This is a genomic window from Neobacillus bataviensis (assembly GCF_019969725.1).
The window spans coordinates 272566-293148 of sequence record NZ_JAHXYW010000003.1 but is presented as its reverse complement, the minus strand read 5'-3'; the positions used below and the strand labels follow the sequence as shown (position 1 = coordinate 293148).

The following is a 20583-nucleotide window of genomic DNA, read 5'->3' as shown; positions in this document are numbered from 1 at the left end:
CGAGTTTTCCTATTAATCCTATTCAGTTGCTTCGCGTCCAAAGGATTTTTCTTGTTGTCCCTTTTCCTGGTTAAGTTCATTGTCCTTTTTAATACGGCCTTTTCCGACCGATAAGGCAACCAATACACCAATTGCAATAAAAATTAGACCGGTTAAAAAGACTGTCGTAAAGGATTCAGACCATGCTGTTTCAATGCCGTGAATGACAATTTTTTGTATATCACCAGGTAATTTTAATAAACCTGGATTGATTAAAAGACCGAACAAGGCATCTGTTTTATCAGAAAGAGTTTGTAACGCTCCATGGGCGACAGGGTTGTCAGTGCTTTTTGCTACATCGGCCATTTTGGTTTCAAGAGAATGGTTCATGACTGAGTTTAAAATCGTAATTCCAATCGTACCGCCAATGGAACGGAAAAAGGTCGATGCAGATGTTACTGTTCCTAACTGTGATTTCGGAAATTCGTTTTGAATTGCAATCATTAATGTAGGCATCACTAATCCCATACCCAATCCAAGAACGACCATATAAGCATACGCAGTAAACTCATTAGAATCTAATCCCATAGTGCTCATCAAATAAAATCCAAGACCGGCGAGCAGCATACCCGCTGTTAATACCGAACGGAAGCTAAACCTTAGTAATAATTGACCGCCAATAATACTTGCTGCAATCATAGCAATCATCATCGGAGTCATCGTAGAGCCTGCCTGAGTAGGTGAAACCCCTAAAATTCCCTGCATATACATTGGTACGAACATAATCGCCCCAAACATGCCAAGTCCTAATAAAAATCCTAATCCATTCATTGTGGCAAAAATACGATTTTTAAAGAAGGATAAATCTAGAATAGGTTCAACTGCTTTTTTCTCAATAAAACCAAAAATTATAAATAGTACAATCGCTCCTCCGAAAATTAGGAAGGATTTTGCAGATGTCCAGGCAAATTTATCGCCGCCAAAGGTTAATCCAAGTAATAACAAGACAATTGCCGGTATCAGGGTAATAATCCCTAGATAATCAATGTTTACTTTTTCTTTTTTCGCTGCAGCATTTTCATTTTTCAATCCGGCAAAGATTAATAACGCAGATAATAAGCCGAAAGGCACATTAATAAGGAAAATCCAATGCCAGCTAATATGATCGACAATCAGTCCGCCAAGGAACGGGCCAATAACGGAGCTTAATCCAAAGAGACCGCCAAAGATTCCTTGCCACTTCGCTCGTTGTTCAGCCGTAAAGATATCACCGATAATTGTTTGTGAAAGAGGCATAATCATTCCGCCGCCAATTCCCTGAAGTCCACGATAAAGGACTAATTGTTCCATGTTGGTTGCGGTAGCACATAGACCCGAACCAATGATAAAGATGATGGTTCCGAGTAAATAGAGTGATCGTCTGCCATAAAGGTCTGATAGTTTACCGACAATGGGTACAATCGTTGTAGATGTAATCATGTAGGCAGTTGTTACCCATGCAAAAATTTTGAAGCCATTTAACTCAGCAATGATCGTTGGCATAGCAGTACCGACAATTGTTTGCTCAAGGGCACTAAAGAACATACCAATTATTAATCCGGTTATGACTAATCGGGTATTAATCCCCTTTTCTTGTATTCCCATATTTATTTCTCCTATCCATGCGTTTATTTGATTTAGTAATTCTTGACCGCTGAGTCATTATACAACCTGAATGTCCAGTCAGTCAATAAAAATTAAAAAAGAAGGATTAAACTAATCCTCAATACTATAAAATGACGAAATGGAACTTACATAATCTTTAAATTCTTTAACATCTTTTAAGTTTGATAACATTCCTTTAATCACTGGAATACGTGGACTTTCTTTCTTAATTTCCTCTTCGAGCACATCCAGGGATATTTCTACCGCTTCTTTATTCTCTAATTGACTTAATTCTTCCCTCATCTTTTGCAGGATACGAGGAATATCTACATGATCAAAAAGATTTTTTGATTTTATCAATACCTTTTTAAGTTTATCTTCTGTTAAAAATGGTTTTTCAGAGGTAATTTCTTTAACAATACTATCTAAACGTCGAAGGAGATATTGCGTTAGTCCTTCAAAATCAAAATCATCCGGTTCAAAAAACATTAATCTCATATAGGCATGAAACAGACCTTCGAGAATCATGGCAAGATCAACAGAATATGGTTCGATTTCTTTTCCATAAATAGATACTAATCCTTTACGAAAAAGAAGGTGATTTTCATGGTGTTTTTCAAACATTAGATTTTTTATTTTTTCATTTCTTGGAATGGCTTGTTCTTTTGAAAGCATGATTAAAAACTCTTTATGCCCTAAAAAAGTACCAAAGAGAGATGATAATTGTTTGATAAATTTATCCCTTGGCGGCAAATTTTGTTGTTCATAAATGGAGATACTAGAATGAACCGTTTCAAATATATACTCCAAAATAGCAAGTAATAATTCATCTTTTGATTTAAAATGTAAATAAAATGCCCCTTTAGAGATGCCGCTTTCTGTTGCAATTTCTTGAATGGAGGTTGAAGAAAAGCCTTTGCTGGCAAATAACTTCATCCCTGCCTCAATAATAATTTTTTCCTTTTCCCGCAAAACAAACCCTCCAAAAAAAATGACTGTCCGGTCAGAATTTCTTATTCTATAGTCAAAATGCTATTCGAATTGATCCCATTTGTCAACAAGCATAAAGAAAGTGCATCTACTCAAAAACACCGGAATTTTCCATATTTTATTAACTTTTTACACTTATCTGGCAGAATACTGATAAAATAAACCTTAAATATATTTCTATTAGGTAGGGGGAATTTGATTTGGATTCGAAATTTACGAAACCAAAAGGATTTGGTGAAATTCTGGATCACACCTTTAATTTATGTAAAAAACATTTTAAGGAGTTTTTCCTGATTTTACTTATATTAATGGGACCCGTTTATTTAATTCAAGCCATACTTCAGCTTATGTCGGGGACCAGCTTTTTTAGACAGGTTGGGACGGGAAGTGATTGGTTTGAACAAATGCTTTCAAGCTTTGAAGAGTCAGGAACTTTCGAAAGCAGCAGTATAAGTGCAGATATAGGAGTAATTGTGATAGCAATTGTAAGTTTCCTTCTGTTTCCCGTAGCGGAAGCAGCAGTGCTTTTTGCGGTTAATCACATAAGGAACAATGAAGAATTTTCATCAGGGTTAGTGATAAAAGAAGCTTTTTCAAGATTTTGGCCAATGCTGGGCAGTTCGCTGTTATTTGGCCTAATCACATTTGGAATAATCCTGATCCCTGTGGCTATCATTGCAGGGGCAGGTTTCGGCGTTTCGGCGATAGGACATCCGATAGTTGGAATTCTTACAGGGGTATTGCTGTTTTTTGCTTTTGCATTGGTAATTGGATTACTTATAACCCGCTGGAGCTTTTATTTTGCTTCGGTCATACTTGATCGCCAATCGCCAGGCCTTTCCAGAAGCTGGAGGCTAACCAAGAAACGAACTTGGCCATTATTCGGGCTCTATATTGTATTTTACTTGATCATCTCTAGTATAAGTTTTGCAGTACAAGCAAGTTTAGGACTCTCTTTAGGTAATAGTGTGTTGTTATCGATTATTAGTAACCTTATAACGATCATTACGACTATGTTTTTCACTGTCGGATATGCAGTTATGTATCTGGATTTAAAAACTCGACATGATGCTGATGATCTTAAAGAAATGATTGAAGACTATTATTTGAAATAAATAACCGATTTAAAGTTAGGTGATGGTTTTGCTGGATGCTAACAAGGCACGAGATGCATTAAAAGATATTTTAAATAAGAAGGAATATCAGGTCTACAACAATCAAACAAAGGGCTTTCTGGAAACATTGTGGGAACGGGCGAAAGAATGGATAAGCAACAAGCTTGAAAACTTGTTTCCTTCTATCGAATCTGCCAGTCGATTATCTGGCCCAATCCTAATTGCCATCATTGTTATCGTAATAATAGGTTTAGCGGTTGTTGCTTTTTTCCTTATCCGTAATAGCAGGAGAAACCAACTGCATCGGGAGCAAAAACCGCTCAAATCACTACAGGAAATAAATTGGTCGTTTCAGCAGCACTTACAAGAAGCAAAGCGGCAAGAAACATTAGCAGATTACACACTAGCAACCCGCCATTTATTCTTAGCTTTATTGCTTTACTTCCATGAAAAGGGTTGGCTTGAGGCAAGAATGTGGAAAACGAATTGGGATTATTATGATGAACTTCGGAAAGTCAATAGGGAAAGCGCTGATCAATTTTATAATCTTGCATCTTTTTTCGATGAGGTTACTTATGGCGAACAAAAGATCGAAAAAGAGGCGTTCCTTCCATTTAAAAATGGCGTTAGAAATTGGCTGTTTGAAGAAGAGCATCAAGAAGCAGGGAGGGAGGAGACCCATTGAAAAATAAATATTCCAGCAGGAATACTTGGCTTTGGCTTATTTCGGTTTTAATGCTTTTTATCCTTTTAAGTTACTTCACCTTTTCACCTAAGCCACAGTCCTTTCCAAGATATGTGACGGATTCTCCCTCTCCCACCGGTGTAAAGGCTATTTATACATACTTAAATAAAGAAACGGATGTTGCCATTTGGGGGAAGCCTCCGGAAATGCTGCCCCATACAGTAAAGAATAAACTTCTTATTATGATCGAGCCGTCTATTCAGTTTACTAAAGGAGAAATGCAAAAATACGTCTCTTTTATGGAGGATGGAAACACGATTTTGTTATTTAAGGACAATCCAAAAGGGATGTTTGACGTTAAAACCGTATCCAATAAGGATGCTGCTCCTAACACTATATTTGATAGTGAAAATAGAGTTGTAAAATCATTAGTGAATAGTAGTCATCGCCTGAAAACCAGTGATCAAGACAAAATTCTTCTTCATGATCATTTAGGTCCAATTGCGTTAAAACGGACCCTTGGCAAGGGACAATTAATTGTTGCGGTAACACCTGAGTGGATGACAAACCAAAATATCTTAAAGTTAGATAATTTGTCTCAAATCCTTCTATTAATAAAGGAAGGAAATTCAAACGCGATTTTGTTAGATGAGTACATTCATGGCCAATGGAATGACACAGGGTTTTTGTCAGCCTTTCCTAAATGGTTGTTGCTTATTTTCCTTCAGGGAGCGATAGTAATCATTCTTTGGATATGGTTGAATGGAAAGCGGTTTGGCCCGATTTTCATGCCAAGGGAGGAAACAGTCCGCTTTAGTGATGAAGGAATTCGTGCTTTATCAGCCTGGTATCTTAAGGGCAGGCGCTATCATGATTCTATATTCATTCAAGCAGACTATGTAAAACTCCTTCTCCAAGAACGATGGGGGATTCCTTACAGCCGTCAATGGCAGGATCTGCCTAATTATTTGGAGCGAAAGTGGCAGCGAATACCGACTAGTGAAATTCTGCCATTTATCAATGGATTGGCCCAAGTTTTAGAAAAAGAAAGAATCAGTAAGCAGGAATACTTGCTTTGGTCAAAGAAGCTAGATCAATTGAGGAAAGAGGTTGAGGCAGGATGAAAACGGAATTAACATCCTTTTTAAATAAATATGAGGAGCGGATATTGGGACAAAGTTTAAATCTAAAGCTCCTTTTATCTGCGATATTAGCAGGAGGACATGTATTGCTTGAGGGTGTCCCTGGAACTGGCAAAACACAAATGGTTCGGACTTTGGCAGGTTTGCTTGGAGGCAGCTTTACCCGAATCCAATTCACCCCTGATTTACTTCCTAGTGATATCACAGGAAGCACGATATACAATATGAAGGATAGTACGTTTCAAACCATAAAGGGTCCTATTTTTACAAATATTCTATTGGCGGATGAAATTAACCGGACTCCTGCAAAAACCCAGGCAGCTCTATTGGAGGCGATGGAGGAAAAGCAAGTAACAATCCAAGGTGAAACCTATCAACTGCCGGAAGTATTTTTTGTCGTAGCCACACAAAATCCAATTGAATTTGAAGGAACGTATCCGCTCCCAGAAGCACAGCAGGATCGCTTTCTGTTTAAACTACATATCGACTTCCCTTCGTTTGAAGAAGAGAAGGATGTACTAAAACAAGTCATTGAAAAAAGCTTTGATGAAACTTTAATCACTAACGTTCTGGATATGGATACTTTTGTTTCAATTAGAAGAGAGATTGAGAAAGTAACGGTAAGTGAAAATGTGATCGATTATATCATGCAAATTGTCCGGAGAACCAGAGAATCAGAATCGATTCGCTTTGGGGCAAGTACAAGAGCAGGTATATCGATTGGAAAAGCGGCTCAAGCCTGGGCCTTCCTTAATGGGAGAAATTTCGTAACACCAGATGATGTGAAAATGACGGCCAAACCGGCCCTAAGACACCGGATTCAATTATCCCCGCATGTGGAATTGGAGGGAGCAACCGTTGACCAAATCATTGAAGAGCTTGTGGGATCGGTTCCTGTTCCAAGATAGAGGGATATTGCCGACCAAACGATTATTGCTCCTATTTTTGATACTTTCTCTTTTCTTAACGATTGGATCTGTTTGGGGTGTTTCATGGGGATATGTTTTTTACGTAAATGGATTTATTTTTTTGGTAAGTCTAGCCGATCTTTTATTTTCACCTAGAAAAAATCAGCTTTTCTTTAGTCGTTCCCTTTCACAAGAAGTGGAAAGAGGGATTAACTATTCTTTCAAAATTAATGTAAGAAATGAATCAGTACATCCTTTTTCCTATCGCCTGATAGATGGACTCCCACAGTCATTTGAACAGGGATTTCCGCTTGCTGGTTCAATCCCTAAGGAATCTGCCTCAACGATTCTCTATGAAACGATGGCAAAGGAAAGAGGTAAATATGAGATTCAAAAGCTTTATTTTCGTTATCGCAGTCTATTAGGATTATGGGAAAAGCAAGTAACTGTGGATTTAGCCGATTCGATAAAGGTTATTCCTGATTTAACTGAGACAAAGCAATATTTAGAAAATGCCCAGCAATTTTTGCTTCATCAAGGGTTAAAGATTCGCAGAATGCGAAGCGGTGCTGGGGATTTTTCAAAAATAAGAAGCTATGTGGTCGGGGATGATCCGCGAAAAATTAACTGGCGCCAAACGGCGAAACTGCATGAAGTCATGACAAATGAGTATGAACCGGAGCATGGCAAGTACATCACGATCTTAATTGATTGCGGAAGAATGATGGGGGCAGAATTGAAGAAGGGAAACCGCTTAGAAAGAACTCTTGAGGCGGCAATGACCTGTACAGCGGCCGCCCTTCAAAAGGGTGATTATGTGTCTGTGCTGGCATTTTCAAAAGAAATAAAAGTTTATGTCCCGCCTGCAAAAGGGATGGCTCATCTTCAGACAATCCTGCAAGCCATTTACAACTTGAAAGTAGATGCTGCAGAATCCAATTTTGCTGCAGTCCTTCAATATTTAGAAATGGTCCAAAAGAAACGAAGTTTGCTCCTGTTATTTAGTGATGTTCGCACTTTTCTCCATGAAGAAAGTGCCCTTATCTATTTAAAGAAGCTGAGACAACGACATCTGTTTTTAATGATCGGAATTGAGGATCGGTCATTACAACAAAGAATAAATGAGGAGCCAATCGATGTACAGACAGCGATGCTAAAAAGTATTGCTCAGCAGCAAAATCTGATTAAGAAAAAAGAGAAAAATAAATGGGAAAAACAAGGCCTCCAAATGATCGAGGCCAAAGAAGAAAAATTAGCAGTAACGGCCGTTTCCCATTATATTGACATTATGAATCAAAACCTTTTATAGTTTTAGTTTTCGTAAGTCTTAGCTTACCAATGACGACATAAAGGATTAAGCCAACAACAGTTAAGAACGCGACCAGGTATTTTGCTTCTAGTGAAATTGCGGCGGGTGTGATAAAACCTTCAATCACTCCTGCAATAACAAATAGCGGAATTGTTCCTAACAGAAGCTGAACCGAACGCTTGGCTTGATTCTTTAATTGGTAACCTCTTGAAAGCTGCCCTGGGACAAAGAGCTTGTACCCCATTAATAACCCTGCGCCCCCGGCAATAAAAATAGCAGTAAGCTCGATCATGCCATGGGGTACAATAAAGGCCCAAAAATCATAGGATTTGTCATGGTGCCAGAATAGGGCAGCAAGTGCTCCAATAAGGATGCCATTGTAAACAAGTAAATAAACAGTTAGTAGCCCAAATGTAATACCCCCTGCAAAAGCTAAGATCGCGACTTTGATGTTATTCGTCATGATACTTGCCGACATCAGGGAGGAATTGACTGCACCGCGATCACTGCCTATTTGTTCAGGGTCAACTCCTTGAGCGATATTAGCAGGAATTAGAGAATAAATATGGAGGGGATCATTATAGACCGAAATAAAGCTCCCCAAAGCACCGATGGTAAATAGAAACATAGCAACAACAACGAATTTCCATTGTTCTAAAAACAGGCCGATAAATTTGGTTCCGAAAAAATAACGAATTTGTTTAAAGCTTGAAACTTGATCCTTGTATAGAAGATTATGGGATTTAGCTACAAGTCCGTTTAAATATTGCGTTACTTCATCATTCGGGAAGTAGGTCTGGCTGTACGATAAATTCTGGGCAGCTTTTTGGTAAAGCCGATTAAATTGCGTAATATTATCACCGGTAATGGACTTTCTGCTTTTACTTAAAGTTGAAATCAGCTGTTCAAGCTGTTTCCAATCTTCTCGATGCATTTTAATAAATTGCTTTAGATTCATTTCGACACCTTCTTGTTTAGTCAGGCTTGGATTACTATTCCTAATTATAGTTAATTTTGTAGAAAAATAGGAACAGAAATAGAAAAAATCATCCTTGTTTTAGGGGGACTTCTTTTGAATCAGGACAAAATGGATATCAAAACACCAGAATATGTATCACTGCAGTTTCAGCTTTCAGGTCTAGGGAGCCGGGCAGCCGCTTTTTTAATTGATCAATTAATTTTATGGGCAGTTAACGCCGTAATTATTATTATCTTAGTAATTATCATGAACAATGAAACTTTTCTTCCGATATTTTTTGCAGAGAATACAATCCCTATTGCCATTACGATCGTTGCTTTGTTTATCATTAATTGGGGCTATTTCTTTGCCTTTGAGTTTTTTTCAGGCGGAAGGACGATAGGGAAAAGGATATTGGGAATTAGAGTCATTCAGGAAAATGGCCATAGCATCACCTTGCTCTCAAGCTTTATCCGTAATTTATTGCGGATCATTGATTCCTTGCCTACAGCTTATTTACTGGGCATGATCATGGTATTTTTCCATTCAAAGCATAAAAGACTAGGCGATCTCGTTGCAGGCACAATTGTCGTCCACGAGCGCAAGGCGAAACGGAAAAAGAAGCTTTCACCCATAGAAAAAGAAATTGAAAGCAGAGGCTTATCCAAAAATGAGCTATCTATTGACGAATGGGCGTTAAAATCATTCAGTATGAAGGATTGGAAGCTAATAAGTACATACGTCAGCCGGTTTCAGCAATTACCTGAATCGGAAAGGAATCCATTAACAAAGCAGATTTCCGGTATTTTGCTGCAGAAAATAGGCTTAGGTGTGGAAGAGATGGATGACGGGGAATTAGAAAACATTCTATTGCTCCTATATTTAAACTTAAGAGATGAATGGGAGTTTGAAATTTAACACATACTTCCTTTATGAAATTTTTCCATAAAGGAGTATACCTATGCATTGGTATGAAAAATTGAATCAATACTTTCCAGTTGAGGAAATGAAATCAAAAGAACATATGGAAACCCTGCTAAAAGAGCGTTCGGATATTTATCATAAGGATGAGGGACCCAATCATGTTTTAATGTACGTTGAACTTGACAATTTTGTTTTTATCGATTACCTCTTTGTATCAAAAAATGCCCGCGGCCAGGGACTTGGTCATAAACTAATGGAAAAAATGAAACAAAAGGGAAAGCCGATTATTCTTGAAGTGGAGCCAGTTAACTACGAAGACAGTGATACGGAAAAGCGGCTGCGTTATTATAAACGGGAAGGTTTCGAACATGCCCATTCCATCGGGTACAGAAGGCGGTCGCTGGCGACCAATGAAATCAATGCAATGGAAATACTCTATTGGGCGCCAAACAATGAATCTGAAGAGATGATTTTTGAAGCGATGAAAAAAACATATGACTTGATTCACACCTATAAGGATCAATACTTTTATGGTGAGTCATATCAGCCTGTCGAAGAGGTTCTGACCTTTAAAGAAGGTTCTCATAATGAAAATATATTAGATAATTTTGAATAGATGCTGTACTTGAACTGCCTTTTTAATGGCAGTTTTTTTAATAAAATAGGTCATTAATCCCTAGATTAAATTTTCTGAATAATATATAAATTTAGTTAGTAAGTGTTCACTAACCTGAAAGATGTGATATACGTGTCAACCATGATGGATACAAAAGAAAAAATAATTGTTAAGGCTCGCGAATTATTTTCTGAACGCGGATATAACGCAGCAACAACTGCAGAAATCGCCCGCCGCGTTGGTGTTTCAGAAGCTGCTCTTTACAAACATTTTAAAAGCAAAAAGGAAATTTTTCTTGCCTGCATCACTCCTTCAATCTGGAATATCACACATGTTAAAACCAATCCAACCCCAGAGGAGGTTAAAAACGTAATCAAGGAAAGAATTGATTTGATTCGACTCAACCTCGAAAGTTTCAATATTCTTTACCGAGAGTCTCCCAATCATCCGGAGCTGGCAAGAATGTTTATGGAGCAGGTTTATAGTCATGACCAAAATTTGAAACAGCTTTTAGAAAAAATATCAAACAAAGATTTATCACCAATACAATCCCTTCTATATGAACTTGGGATAACGAGCGCCATTTGGTCCATTCTTAATTTTGAAAAAATGCAGGCAGACTTAATTGAAGAGAAAATACCTGTGGAAAACATGGCGGATGAAATGGCTGATTTTGTTTTATACGGAATATTAGGAAAAAAGAATCCTAGGTGAGGATGGAAAGGAGTTTTATATGGGAAATCTTAATGCAATTCCACAGCCAAAAACCTTTGGTCCCCTTGGTAACTTACCATTAATCGATAAAGATACACCGACGCTGTCTTTTTGTAAACTCGCTGATGAATACGGACCGATCTTTCGGTTTGAGGCATTTGGTTTTTCTCTTATCTTCCTATCAGGTCATGAATTGGTTGACGAGGTTTGTAAGGACCCTCGTTTTGACAAGAGTATTGCAGGTGCTTTATATAATCTGCGTTCCTTAGGAAATGATGGGTTATTTACCAGCAGGACTAAGGAGACTAATTGGAAAAAGGCTCATAATATACTGCTTCCTTCATTTAGTCAGCAAGCCATGAAAGGCTACCATTCAATGATGGCAGACATTGCGATGCAGCTGGTTCAAAAATGGGCACGTCTTAATCCAAATGAGAGTATTGATGTCCCGGATGATATGACAAGGCTGACACTTGACACGATTGGTCTATGCGGATTTAACTATCGTTTCAACAGCTTTTATCGTGAAAACCATAATCCCTTTATCATCAGTATGGTCCGGGCCCTCAATGAGGCAATGCATCAGAGTACGCGTCTTCCGATTCAGCACAAACTCATGTTTCGAACAAAAAAACAGTTTGAGCGGGATATCCGGACAATGTTTTCTTTAGTGGACCAGATTATTGTGGATAGAAAAGCAAAGGGAGACCAAGGAGAAACCGATTTGCTCGCAAGGATGCTGAATGCGAAAGATCCAGATACAGGGGAGCAGCTAGACGATGAGAATATTCGCTTTCAGATTATTACGTTCTTAATTGCTGGTCATGAAACAACGAGCGGATTATTATCCTTTGCCTTAAATTTGTTGTTAGAAAATCCTGAAGTTCTTAAGAATGCCTATGAGGAAGTGGACCGTGTCCTGACAAACCCTGTTCCAACCTATGAGCAAGTGTTGAATCTTAAATATATTCGGATGATTTTAAATGAGTCATTACGGCTATATCCGACAGCCCCGCAATTTGCCCTTTATGCAAAAGAGGATGTGGTCATTGGTGGGAAATATCCAATTAAGAAAAATGAAACGGTTGCGATATTACTGCCGCAGCTGCATCGGGATAAAGAAGCTTGGGGAGAAGATGCAGAACTATTCCGGCCAGAACGGTTTGAAGATCATGATAAAATTCCACACGATGCCTTTAAACCCTTCGGAAATGGACAGCGAGCCTGTATTGGCATGCAGTTTGCCCTTCATGAAGCAACGTTGGTTCTTGGTATGATTTTGCAACATTTTGAACTGATTAATTATCGAAACTATCAGTTGAAAGTCAAGCAGACGTTAACGTTGAAACCGGATGACTTTACATTACAGGTTCGTTTACGTGAAAATGAAGCTAAAAATCCACAAATGACTACGCGCGAAAAACAGAGTGAAAGAAAAAGTTATTCCATCTCAGGGATTAATAATAGACTATTACTGGTATTGTACGGTTCTAATATGGGGACCGCAGAACGGATTGCCCGCGAACTGGCAGAAGATGCCCGCTTGCATGGAATTGAGAGCAAGGCAGTACCCCTTGACGAGCACGTAGGAGGTTTACCAAAAGAAGGGGCCGTAATTATCGTCACTTCCTCTTATAACGGTAAACCGCCAAGGAATGCACGGAAATTTGTCCGATGGCTGGATCAGACAGATGAAAGGGAATTAACTGGAGTTCGTTTTGCGGTGCTTGGATGCGGCGACCGTAACTGGGCTAGTACCTATCAGGATATACCGAGATTAATAGATGAAAAGCTTGCGAGTAAAGGGGCTGAAAGATTTTCGATTCGAGGAGAAGCAAATGCAAGCGGTGAATTTGAAAAACAAGTGGAAGTTTGGAAAACGCAATTATTGAAGGATGCTTGCAAGGTTTTTGGTTTAACTCTCAATAAACTTAGAGAAGCGGAGGGAAAGGAATTGAAGGTTCAGGTTATTCATAATTCAAAGGATTCTTTTTCATCTATGAAGTACGATGTCGTACAAATTAATATCAATCGCATTCTCCGACGTTTTCAATTCAATGGGGATGAACAAGTGGTTATCTCAACAGATGGAATGGGAGTTTCACATTTGCCGTTAAATTATCCTGTAAGTTTACATGAGCTTCTAAGCCAATATGTAAATTTAGAGGCAGCCGTGAGCCGCGAACAAATCCTGGAACTAGCTGCGTATACAGTTTGTCCTCCTCATAAATCTGAATTAGAAGCTTTGGTGCACGAAGGGGTTTACCAAAAACATATTGTCGAGAATCAAGTTACGATGCTTGACCTACTTGAAAAGTATGAGGCATGCGAAATGCCATTTGAACGTTTTTTGGCGCTCTTGCCGCATTTGAATAAGGTACCCCGAATAACAACTTAAAAGAATCGGAAAAGCCTGGTTTAACTGGCCAGGCTTTGCGACTTAATATGGAAATTGTGAAGAGTAACTGCTGAATTGCTGATAAGCTTGATCAACTTTTTGCTGCTCTTCTGCTTCAAGCTTATACCAGCCATTTTGAAACATTAATAAATACAGCTCCCGACAGCTTTGGTGCGTTTCGTTCAGAATTTGAAGTAAATCAGCATGCAGCTTCTCGTGGCTAGCTTCACGTACAGCAGTGTTTAAGCTGTCCGTTAAATACTTGCAAGTGCTGAGTCCATCATTAACGAAGTCACGGTCGTTCATCTCAGGGCCTTTTACTTTCGGTAATTGTCCGGTTTGCGGGTTGGCAATTTGATTTGGGTTTTGCGACTGCTGACTTTGCATTTGTTGATTTGGCATTTGTTGATTTTGCATTCACTGAACCTCCATAGTTATTAATTCGGATACCATTACTGTTGCTGCGTTTTAGGCAGGCTGGCTAATATCGAATTGTTATCGACCTGTAGATGAGTTAGTAAACGTTGATAATGATTTTGATGCATTTGTCCGGCTTTATCCAGCGCTTGCTTAAATTGTGGATTGGTTGCATTCTGTGCTAAAAAATGAAATTTCTTAAAAGCTAAAAGCTCCCAGGATAAAGCATCCTTTATATAAGATAGATCTTTTGTGGTGATTGCAGGCGGTGGATTGGGAATAGGTACTTGATTATTCTGCATAGTAAGACTCCTTTCAAATTTGATTCAATTCTATACATAATGTGTTACAGGCAAGAAAGTTTATACATAATACTGCAAAAGTCTTTTAGGATGAGAACATTTTTAGGGTTGTTTGACAATATACCCTTTAGGGTATATTATAAAGTATGTCAATGTTGTTCCTTATTTTAAAATATTAAGGAACAGGAGCTGGAGGCAATTACTATGTATTACAATGATAAGGTTAAAAATAGAGTAAAACGGATTGAAGGGCAATTAAGAGGAATTTTACGATTAATGGAAGAAGATAAGGACTGTAAAGAGGTTATTACTCAATTATCTGCAGCTAGAACAGCGATTGACCGAACAATTGGTGTAATCGTTAGTTCAAATTTAGTCGAATGTGTTCGAAAAGCTGAAGAGTCTGATGGAAAGAGTGCTGAAGATTTAGTGAAAGAAGCCGTAAACCTTTTAGTTAAAAGTCGATAATCAATTCTTTATATAGGAAATGTTACGGATAGTCGGTGCCAATAGAATTAACCGATGTTTTATAAGAAATAGGGAGGAACAATCATGGTTAAAATTACACATGCTGCGATCGTAAAAATTACAAATGAAGTTCAAGATGTTATTGACGAAGGAAAAAAGCCGCTTATCCGCTTAGCCATGGGAATTGGCTGAGGGGGGCCACAGCTTCGTCTGACTCTGGAGGAGTCAGCTTTAGGTAATGATGAAATCACAGAACAAGATGGAATTCATTTTTTAGTCAATGAAAGGGACAAGGTCTATTTTGATAATGCTAAAATTGACTATATTACCTCCGTATTCGGAGGCGGGCAATTTAAAGTGCTTCGGGTTTAATTAGTAACGATTATCCATTCAAAAAATGAGTGTCAAAATTGTTTATAAATTTGACACTCATTTTTTTGTGGTTGAATCGTTTATTCAATCAAGATTTCCTTTTAATATTTCTTTAGCAATGGTATATCCAATTAGGAAGGCTGAAGCAGATGTGTTGCCATCCACAGTAAAGGGTATAGTTTGGGCATCCGCAACAATTAAATTATTGACTCCATGTACTCGGCCAAAACGATCTACTACACCGCCCATATTAATTGGTGCCATTCTTAGTGAGCTTTGTTGATGGTGATTATGACCGAAATTTTCTTTAATGAAGTTTTCAAGTTGTTCATCATCGTTAATGGTTTCCAGTGTTGGATTTATTAGTTGGTATGTTGAATCAATTTTCGAAAGCTTTTCTGCAATATTTTTTATATAAGTCCTATAAATCGCTTTGATAGCATTTAGATCATCTTTGTTTTCAAGGAATCCTTCATCAGCAAGGACAATTTTCAAAGGATCATTATTCTGTATTTTAATGGAACCGCGGCTTTTCGGCATCAGAAATAGAATCGCAATATTTAATTGCCCTTCTGCCACAATTCCAATTAGTTGGACACCCCTGAGGCGTTTGTTCCTTGAAAGTGGGGAAGGTAAAAAGGCTCCGCCTGTATAGAGGGCAAACGGATCATTTTGAAACTCAGGAAGATCCTCTTGATTCATGGAAAACGTAGCTGTGTTTAACGTATGATTCGTTAAAAATTGACCTACATTGGGATTTTCAAAAACAATTGGTATGCCGGCCTGTTTTAAATCTCTGGAAGGGCCGATTCCGGATAGCATCAGTAGCTGGGCACTGTTGATTCCTGCAGAGATAATCACTTGTTTGCGGGCAAATGCTTGTACCTTTTGCCCCTCTTTGAGAAATTCAATTCCAACTGCCTTTTTTCCTTCGAAAAGAATACGAAGGGCCGTTGATTTATAAAAAACCCTTAATTTTCGTCCGTTTACTCCGATTCCATCAGGAGTCATAATGTCTGAAGATAAAAATGCCGTTGATGCACTTTCACGCTCTCCATTTGTTTTTTGATATAGTTGCCAGCGGTAAAATGGACCAAGAGGAGTCCTGGGGTCATTATAATCAAGTATTTTAGGAAAACCAGTGGCATTTTCGATTGCTGAAACCAATTTTTTTGTAACGCTTGGCGGTTTAGAAGGGGCTTGCCTGATATTTAAACGGCCATTATAGCCATGAATTTCAGGATTTTTCGTTTTTCCATGATAATCTTCCAGCTGGTTAAAGCTATGAATTGCTTCTTCAGGTGACCACAATGAACCTAAAAGCTTTTCCCATTTTCTTAAAACAGAAGGAGTAGGTCTGACATACTGTTCCCCATTAATGGAAGACCCTCCGCCAGAAAGTCGGCCGGTTGTCCATTCAAAAGTTAGATCATCCACATTTTCTTGCGGTACTCCTTCTCCTTGCCAAAAATACTGCGGAAAAAATTCCTCTTCTAGTTCCGGAGCAAACCTGGAATCTCTAATAGGTTTATCGCGATCATTATTTTCTCCTGCTTCTATTACTAAAACAGAAGTTTTTTTATCATCCGTAAGTGTCTTAGCAATCACTGCACCAGCAGGCCCTGTCCCGACAACAACATAATCAAAAGTTAATTTTGATTGATTCGAAGCCATATGTTATTCTCCCTTATTTCGTTTATTTATCTTATGAATAATTGATGGGGAAGAAGTAGGTGAAGATAACCATTTTAGTCAAAATATTTATATATATATTACGAGTCTATTTAATAGTGAAGCTTAAAAATAATTTGGACATTTTAATTGAATTTCATCTTCTTATATGGTTTTCTAATAGGGAACTTTATTTCATATTAATGAATGGGGGCATCGCTTTAATTATTGGATTGGGAACAAGAATTGTTTCTGCTTTATTTTCTTTATTAATGATTGGGGCAATACTAAAAGTAAAACTTTCTGTTGGATTATTAGGAAATGGTCAAATGGCAGGATATGAATTAGATTTAGGGTTTTTGGCAATGGCAGTTTTTCTAGTAATCAGCGGCAGTAAGTTATTATCAATCGATCAATTATTTTCTAAAAAGGATTCAAATGAAATAAGAAAAGCTGCATAGGAAAAAAACAATAAAAGCCATTTGTGATTTTTAAATTTTCACAAATGGCTTTCTCTTAGAACAGACCTGCTTCTCTTGCAGCAGCAATGCTATTTCTAGCAAAATCTTCCGCAGACATGCCAACATTCTCCCAATGAATATACATTAAACGTGGATTTTCAAACAGCCAATGGTTATGAAAGGCTGTTACGATAAGGCCTCTTTTCCGTAATGCTGCAATAAATCGATTAAGTTCTCTTTGGAGAATAACCGATTCACCAAGATTTAGACCATTATTTTCAAAGGATAACATAAACGGAAGTGCAAGTGGGGAACGCGTGCGGCGACCTAAAATCGTTGCTTTAATATTTCGCAGGCGCATTACAGTACACACAGGTGCTGCTGAAATAACCTCTCCGCCGATAATATTGGCCAATCGTTGGCAGGTTGAAGCACTTATATTCCTAACATCACCACGAGAAGTACTTGTCATTCTTTTGCTTGAGTGATGCCCTGTAAGGTTTGAACTAGATTCAATTTCCATATCCATCTGATTGCTAACGCTTCTATTTGAATGATGCCCAGTCATTCTGGGGCTTGATTCCATTTCTAATTCCATTTCTGATTCCATCTGATTTCTATCAAAAGAGCTTATATCAGTATCACTATTAAAAGATCTGAACCAATTTTCAAAAACGTCTCTTCTTTCCATTAAAATCACCTCCTTGTCCTAGTCTAATGAGCCATTATTTTCGAAAAAAACCTGCCTCTTTTGCAGCTTCAAAACTATTTATGGCGAACTCAAACGGATCTCCAACGTTCTCCCAATGCATATACATTAACCGCGGTTCTTCAAAAAGCCAGTGGTTATGGAAAGCAGTAACGATAAGGCCTCTTCTTTGTAATGCATCCATCAAAGCATTAGCTTCTCTTTGAAGGAGTACAGTTTCCCCAAGGTTAAGGGTTCTTCCTCTTACATTGTTTTCAAAGGATAGAGCAAATGGCAGGGCTAATGGGGATTGAGTGCGGCGCCCTAAAATCGTAGCATTTATATTACGAAGGCGCTGAACCACACATGCTGGCGTTGACGCGATGACTATACCTCCAATAATATCGGCTAATCGTTGGCATGTTGAAGTACTGATGCCTGCAACAGAATTACGGTTACTATTTCTTTGTGCCGGACGCCATACTGAACTTGCTCCCATTTCATTATTGAAATTATTTCTTTCCAATTTATCACCTCCTTGTCCAACCAATCTCACTTAACAGTTTATGCAGGGATTTTGGACAAGAATGGACTAGTGACTGAGGACAAAAATCTTTTTTTAAAAAATTTTGAGTAAATGAGTTAATAAAATTTCATTTGATTATTATACCAACATATTATTTTTAGAGATTATTTTTTTACGAGAGTCAACAGTTAACTGTTGGCTTTTTTGCGTTGCAGTTGCAATATTGGGTGTATTGAACTTTAGTAGACATAAAATCGGATTGAAAAATAATAACTATTACACTACAATTTGTAATGGAAGGGTGGTTTTTTTATGACAATTAATAATTTTCGTTTTGACCAAGAAGGACTAAATCGCTTTTTCGGTCCACTCGAGGCCAAGATCATGAACATTCTTTGGAACGGCAATGAGATGAGTATAAAAGAAGTCCAGCATCAATTAGAAAACGAGAAGCCTATAAATTTTAATACAGTTATGACGGTAATGAATCGTCTTGTTGATAAAAACATCCTTACGAAAAGATTAGAGAGAAGAACGTCTCTCTTTAAACCTTTAAAATCCAAAGAAGATTTTATTAACCACCAATCAAAGAAGTTAACGGAAAATCTTTTGGATGAATTTGGGGGACTAGTCGTCAATCATATGCTGGATTCCTTAAAAGATGTTGATGATCTTTTATTGCAAAAACTCGAGTATAAACTGGAACAATTAAAAAAGGACAGAAAATGAAATGGCCTGGAAACATAAATCAATTGCGGTATTAGGATTAGCCCTTTTCTTTGCCATCATTTTGAATGTCCAAATGGTTATGTACTTGATAAATATCCTATTTGGGCCTATCGAGCTGTTTAATATTTTTAATTTTTGCGTAAGTTTATTTGAAAGAGGAACCTTTGCCTATTATGCAATTGTGCTTATAGTAAACTTCTACATTTTTTATTCCGTAATCATTATTGGTAAAAAGGTTGTTAATCAGATCATTATTTTAAGGTCATTTCGTAAAAAATTGCTACAACATATTAATAATGATAAATCTAAACATTTGAATAAAATGTTTAATAGAATAAATGAAGACATTGTCGTTATTGAAAATAATGAGTTATTGGCATTTACTTTTGGTTTTTGTAAACCAATAATAGTGCTTTCCAATACATTAATCGAAATGTTAGACTCGAAGGAATTAGAAGCAGTAATATATCACGAAACTTCACACCAGAAATATTTTGATGGTATAAAAATATTTATTTTACAAATCATTTCTGAAGTGATGTGGTATATCCCTCTTACAAAATGGTCGTATCAGAATTATAGGATTTTAATTGAACTGGCTGCAGATGAATTTGCGATTAATCGAATGGGTTCTGAACTTGGTTTGGGAAGTGCGCTATTAAAGTTAATCAAGAAGAAATTGAACTTTAATTCAAATCCAACTACATCTCTTGTCCAGTTTGCCGATGAAACAGTCGATTACAGGCTTAAACAACTGATTGATCCTCAACAAACCATCCCTGTTAAAGTTGACACTGGTTCGATTATTATTTCGTTAAATGTTTTTATATTAATCTTATTTATCTTAGTTATTGCATAAGAAAGGGTTGGAGCCAAATCCAATCCTTTCTTAATTTAAATGGGTTACAAACTAACTTTTAATGATTAATAATTCTTGACCAATAATCACTATTTGCACTACAATGAGTAGTGTGTCGAGGAAGTTATTTTCTTTTAAAAGGAAATACTCTTTTAACTTACACTACAAATTGTAGTGTTTAGTGAGCTTTCTAAAAAAAGATGTAAAAGAAAGGAGCAGCAAAATTGAAAAAAACAGATGTTGGGGTATTTATTTTGAGAGTATTTTTAGGATTGTCATTCTTTATTCATGGTGTTTCAAAGTTTCAAAGTGGTATAAGCAATACGGTCGGCTGGTTTGACAGTATTGGAATACCAGGCTTTGTGGCATACGCAGTAGCGATTATTGAATTAATTGGCGGACTGTTGTTAATAATCGGATTTGGTACTCGATACATAGCAGCGCTCTTTTTATTTATCATGATGGGGGCTATTCTAAAAGTAAAATTAGCAGCAGGTTTTATGGGAAATGGACAAGGTGCCGGTTATGAATTAGATCTTGCTTTTGCAGTTATGGCAGTCTTTTTATTCCTGAATTCTAATTCTACTCTTTCTCTAGATTCAAAATTGTTTGCTAAAAATCAACAATAAAATGTTGAATTCTTTGAGTGATTACAAAACTAAGAAAGAGGGAAAATAGATGGCTTCAGTAACAAAAAAACAATACAAT

Annotated in this window: 21 protein-coding genes and 1 pseudogene; 14 read left to right on the top strand and 8 right to left on the bottom strand. The window is 37.4% G+C overall.

The window, feature by feature from the left end; all coding sequences use genetic code 11:
• Positions 1-18 precede the first annotated feature (18 nt).
• Together LC455_RS09850 and LC455_RS09845 are read right to left on the bottom strand one after the other, a co-directional pair.
• The gene (locus LC455_RS09850) at positions 19-1623 is read right to left on the bottom strand and encodes an MDR family MFS transporter (protein WP_223590310.1); all 1605 of its coding nucleotides are present in this window, start codon (positions 1621-1623) and stop codon (positions 19-21) included.
• Between the two features lie 111 nt (positions 1624-1734).
• Entirely contained in the window at positions 1735-2595 is an 861-nt protein-coding gene (locus LC455_RS09845; RefSeq protein ID WP_263297740.1) for a TetR/AcrR family transcriptional regulator, read from the bottom strand.
• 218 nt (positions 2596-2813) lie between these two features.
• Between LC455_RS09845 and LC455_RS09840 the strand changes: the two genes are divergently transcribed.
• The 5 genes from LC455_RS09840 to LC455_RS09820 are packed head-to-tail and all read left to right on the top strand — an operon-like array spanning position 2814 to position 7772.
• Entirely contained in the window at positions 2814-3728 is a 915-nt protein-coding gene (locus LC455_RS09840) for a hypothetical protein (RefSeq protein ID WP_223590306.1), read from the top strand.
• 28 nt (positions 3729-3756) lie between these two features.
• Positions 3757-4413 (top strand): DUF4129 domain-containing protein, encoded by a 657-nt coding sequence (locus LC455_RS09835; RefSeq protein WP_223590304.1) that lies wholly within the window; start codon positions 3757-3759, stop codon positions 4411-4413.
• Positions 4410-5537: a DUF4350 domain-containing protein gene (locus LC455_RS09830; RefSeq protein ID WP_223590301.1), complete on the top strand. Its 1128-nt coding sequence runs from the start codon at positions 4410-4412 to the stop codon at positions 5535-5537. Before LC455_RS09835 ends, LC455_RS09830 begins: the two co-directional genes overlap by 4 nt.
• A complete protein-coding gene (locus LC455_RS09825; protein WP_223590299.1) occupies positions 5534-6463 on the top strand; it encodes an AAA family ATPase in 930 nt (309 codons plus the stop codon). The genes LC455_RS09830 and LC455_RS09825 overlap by 4 nt, the downstream gene beginning before the upstream one ends.
• The gene (locus tag LC455_RS09820; protein WP_223590297.1) at positions 6414-7772 is read left to right on the top strand and encodes a DUF58 domain-containing protein; all 1359 of its coding nucleotides are present in this window, start codon (positions 6414-6416) and stop codon (positions 7770-7772) included. The genes LC455_RS09825 and LC455_RS09820 overlap by 50 nt, the downstream gene beginning before the upstream one ends.
• Here the strand turns inward: LC455_RS09820 and LC455_RS09815 are convergent.
• On the bottom strand, positions 7750-8730 hold the full coding sequence (locus LC455_RS09815; RefSeq protein ID WP_223590295.1) for a stage II sporulation protein M: 981 nt from the start codon (positions 8728-8730) through the stop codon (positions 7750-7752). The genes LC455_RS09820 and LC455_RS09815 overlap by 23 nt on opposite strands.
• 114 nt (positions 8731-8844) lie before the next feature.
• Between LC455_RS09815 and LC455_RS09810 the strand changes: the two genes are divergently transcribed.
• From LC455_RS09810 to LC455_RS09795, 4 genes and pseudogenes are all read left to right on the top strand, one after another.
• Positions 8845-9648, top strand: coding sequence for an RDD family protein (locus LC455_RS09810; RefSeq protein ID WP_223590293.1), 804 nt, complete (start codon positions 8845-8847; stop codon positions 9646-9648).
• 43 nt (positions 9649-9691) lie between these two features.
• On the top strand, positions 9692-10270 hold the full coding sequence (locus LC455_RS09805; protein ID WP_223590290.1) for a GNAT family N-acetyltransferase: 579 nt from the start codon (positions 9692-9694) through the stop codon (positions 10268-10270).
• Positions 10271-10411: 141 nt separating this feature from the next.
• On the top strand, positions 10412-10984 hold the full coding sequence (locus tag LC455_RS09800) for a TetR/AcrR family transcriptional regulator (RefSeq protein ID WP_223590915.1): 573 nt from the start codon (positions 10412-10414) through the stop codon (positions 10982-10984).
• 19 nt (positions 10985-11003) lie between these two features.
• Positions 11004-13346, top strand: a pseudogene (locus LC455_RS09795) (cytochrome P450); the annotation flags it as partial.
• A gap of 78 nt (positions 13347-13424) precedes the next feature.
• Here the strand turns inward: LC455_RS09795 and LC455_RS09790 are convergent.
• Together LC455_RS09790 and LC455_RS09785 are read right to left on the bottom strand one after the other, a co-directional pair.
• Entirely contained in the window at positions 13425-13799 is a 375-nt protein-coding gene (locus tag LC455_RS09790) for a spore coat protein (protein ID WP_440446387.1), read from the bottom strand.
• A 35-nt stretch (positions 13800-13834) separates the two neighbouring features.
• A complete protein-coding gene (locus LC455_RS09785; RefSeq protein WP_223590288.1) occupies positions 13835-14101 on the bottom strand; it encodes a ferritin-like domain-containing protein in 267 nt (88 codons plus the stop codon).
• A 204-nt stretch (positions 14102-14305) separates the two neighbouring features.
• Here LC455_RS09785 and LC455_RS09780 point away from each other — a divergent pair, with 204 nt between their 5' ends.
• Positions 14306-14569, top strand: coding sequence for a metal-sensitive transcriptional regulator (locus LC455_RS09780; protein WP_223590285.1), 264 nt, complete (start codon positions 14306-14308; stop codon positions 14567-14569).
• Positions 14570-15025: 456 nt separating this feature from the next.
• Here LC455_RS09780 and LC455_RS09775 read toward each other — a convergent pair whose 3' ends face one another.
• Complete coding sequence (locus tag LC455_RS09775; RefSeq protein WP_223590283.1) at positions 15026-16615, bottom strand: GMC family oxidoreductase; 1590 nt, start codon at positions 16613-16615, stop codon at positions 15026-15028.
• A gap of 59 nt (positions 16616-16674) precedes the next feature.
• Here LC455_RS09775 and LC455_RS31675 point away from each other — a divergent pair, with 59 nt between their 5' ends.
• A complete protein-coding gene (locus LC455_RS31675; protein WP_223590281.1) occupies positions 16675-17073 on the top strand; it encodes a DoxX family protein in 399 nt (132 codons plus the stop codon).
• Positions 17074-17128: 55 nt separating this feature from the next.
• Here LC455_RS31675 and LC455_RS09765 read toward each other — a convergent pair whose 3' ends face one another.
• Positions 17129-17764: a DUF1259 domain-containing protein gene (locus tag LC455_RS09765; protein WP_223590278.1), complete on the bottom strand. Its 636-nt coding sequence runs from the start codon at positions 17762-17764 to the stop codon at positions 17129-17131.
• Between the two features lie 34 nt (positions 17765-17798).
• Positions 17799-18287 carry a DUF1259 domain-containing protein gene (locus LC455_RS09760; protein ID WP_223590275.1) on the bottom strand — a complete coding sequence of 163 codons (489 nt, stop codon included), beginning with the start codon at positions 18285-18287 and terminating at the stop codon, positions 17799-17801.
• Positions 18288-18599: 312 nt separating this feature from the next.
• On the opposite strand from LC455_RS09760, the gene LC455_RS09755 reads away from it, so the two are divergent.
• From LC455_RS09755 to LC455_RS09745, 3 genes are all read left to right on the top strand, one after another.
• Entirely contained in the window at positions 18600-19016 is a 417-nt protein-coding gene (locus LC455_RS09755; protein ID WP_223590273.1) for a BlaI/MecI/CopY family transcriptional regulator, read from the top strand.
• Between the two features lies 1 nt (position 19017).
• Complete coding sequence (locus tag LC455_RS09750) at positions 19018-19875, top strand: M56 family metallopeptidase (protein WP_223590269.1); 858 nt, start codon at positions 19018-19020, stop codon at positions 19873-19875.
• Positions 19876-20099: 224 nt separating this feature from the next.
• Entirely contained in the window at positions 20100-20504 is a 405-nt protein-coding gene (locus LC455_RS09745; RefSeq protein ID WP_223590267.1) for a DoxX family protein, read from the top strand.
• The last annotated feature ends 79 nt before the right edge of the window (positions 20505-20583 follow it).

Coding starts and splice junctions, on each gene's coding strand:
- LC455_RS09850 (WP_223590310.1), bottom strand. CDS start 1,623: ATGGGAATACAAGAAAAGGGGATTAATACCCGATTAGTCATAACCGGA.
- LC455_RS09825 (WP_223590299.1), top strand. CDS start 5,534: ATGAAAACGGAATTAACATCCTTTTTAAATAAATATGAGGAGCGGATA.
- LC455_RS09815 (WP_223590295.1), bottom strand. CDS start 8,730: ATGAATCTAAAGCAATTTATTAAAATGCATCGAGAAGATTGGAAACAG.
- LC455_RS09805 (WP_223590290.1), top strand. CDS start 9,692: ATGCATTGGTATGAAAAATTGAATCAATACTTTCCAGTTGAGGAAATG.
- LC455_RS09800 (WP_223590915.1), top strand. CDS start 10,412: ATGATGGATACAAAAGAAAAAATAATTGTTAAGGCTCGCGAATTATTT.
- LC455_RS09790 (WP_440446387.1), bottom strand. CDS start 13,799: ATGCAAAATCAACAAATGCCAAATCAACAAATGCAAAGTCAGCAGTCG.
- LC455_RS09785 (WP_223590288.1), bottom strand. CDS start 14,101: ATGCAGAATAATCAAGTACCTATTCCCAATCCACCGCCTGCAATCACC.
- LC455_RS09780 (WP_223590285.1), top strand. CDS start 14,306: ATGTATTACAATGATAAGGTTAAAAATAGAGTAAAACGGATTGAAGGG.
- LC455_RS09775 (WP_223590283.1), bottom strand. CDS start 16,615: ATGGCTTCGAATCAATCAAAATTAACTTTTGATTATGTTGTTGTCGGG.
- LC455_RS09765 (WP_223590278.1), bottom strand. CDS start 17,764: ATGGAAAGAAGAGACGTTTTTGAAAATTGGTTCAGATCTTTTAATAGT.
- LC455_RS09755 (WP_223590273.1), top strand. CDS start 18,600: ATGACAATTAATAATTTTCGTTTTGACCAAGAAGGACTAAATCGCTTT.
- LC455_RS09750 (WP_223590269.1), top strand. CDS start 19,018: ATGGCCTGGAAACATAAATCAATTGCGGTATTAGGATTAGCCCTTTTC.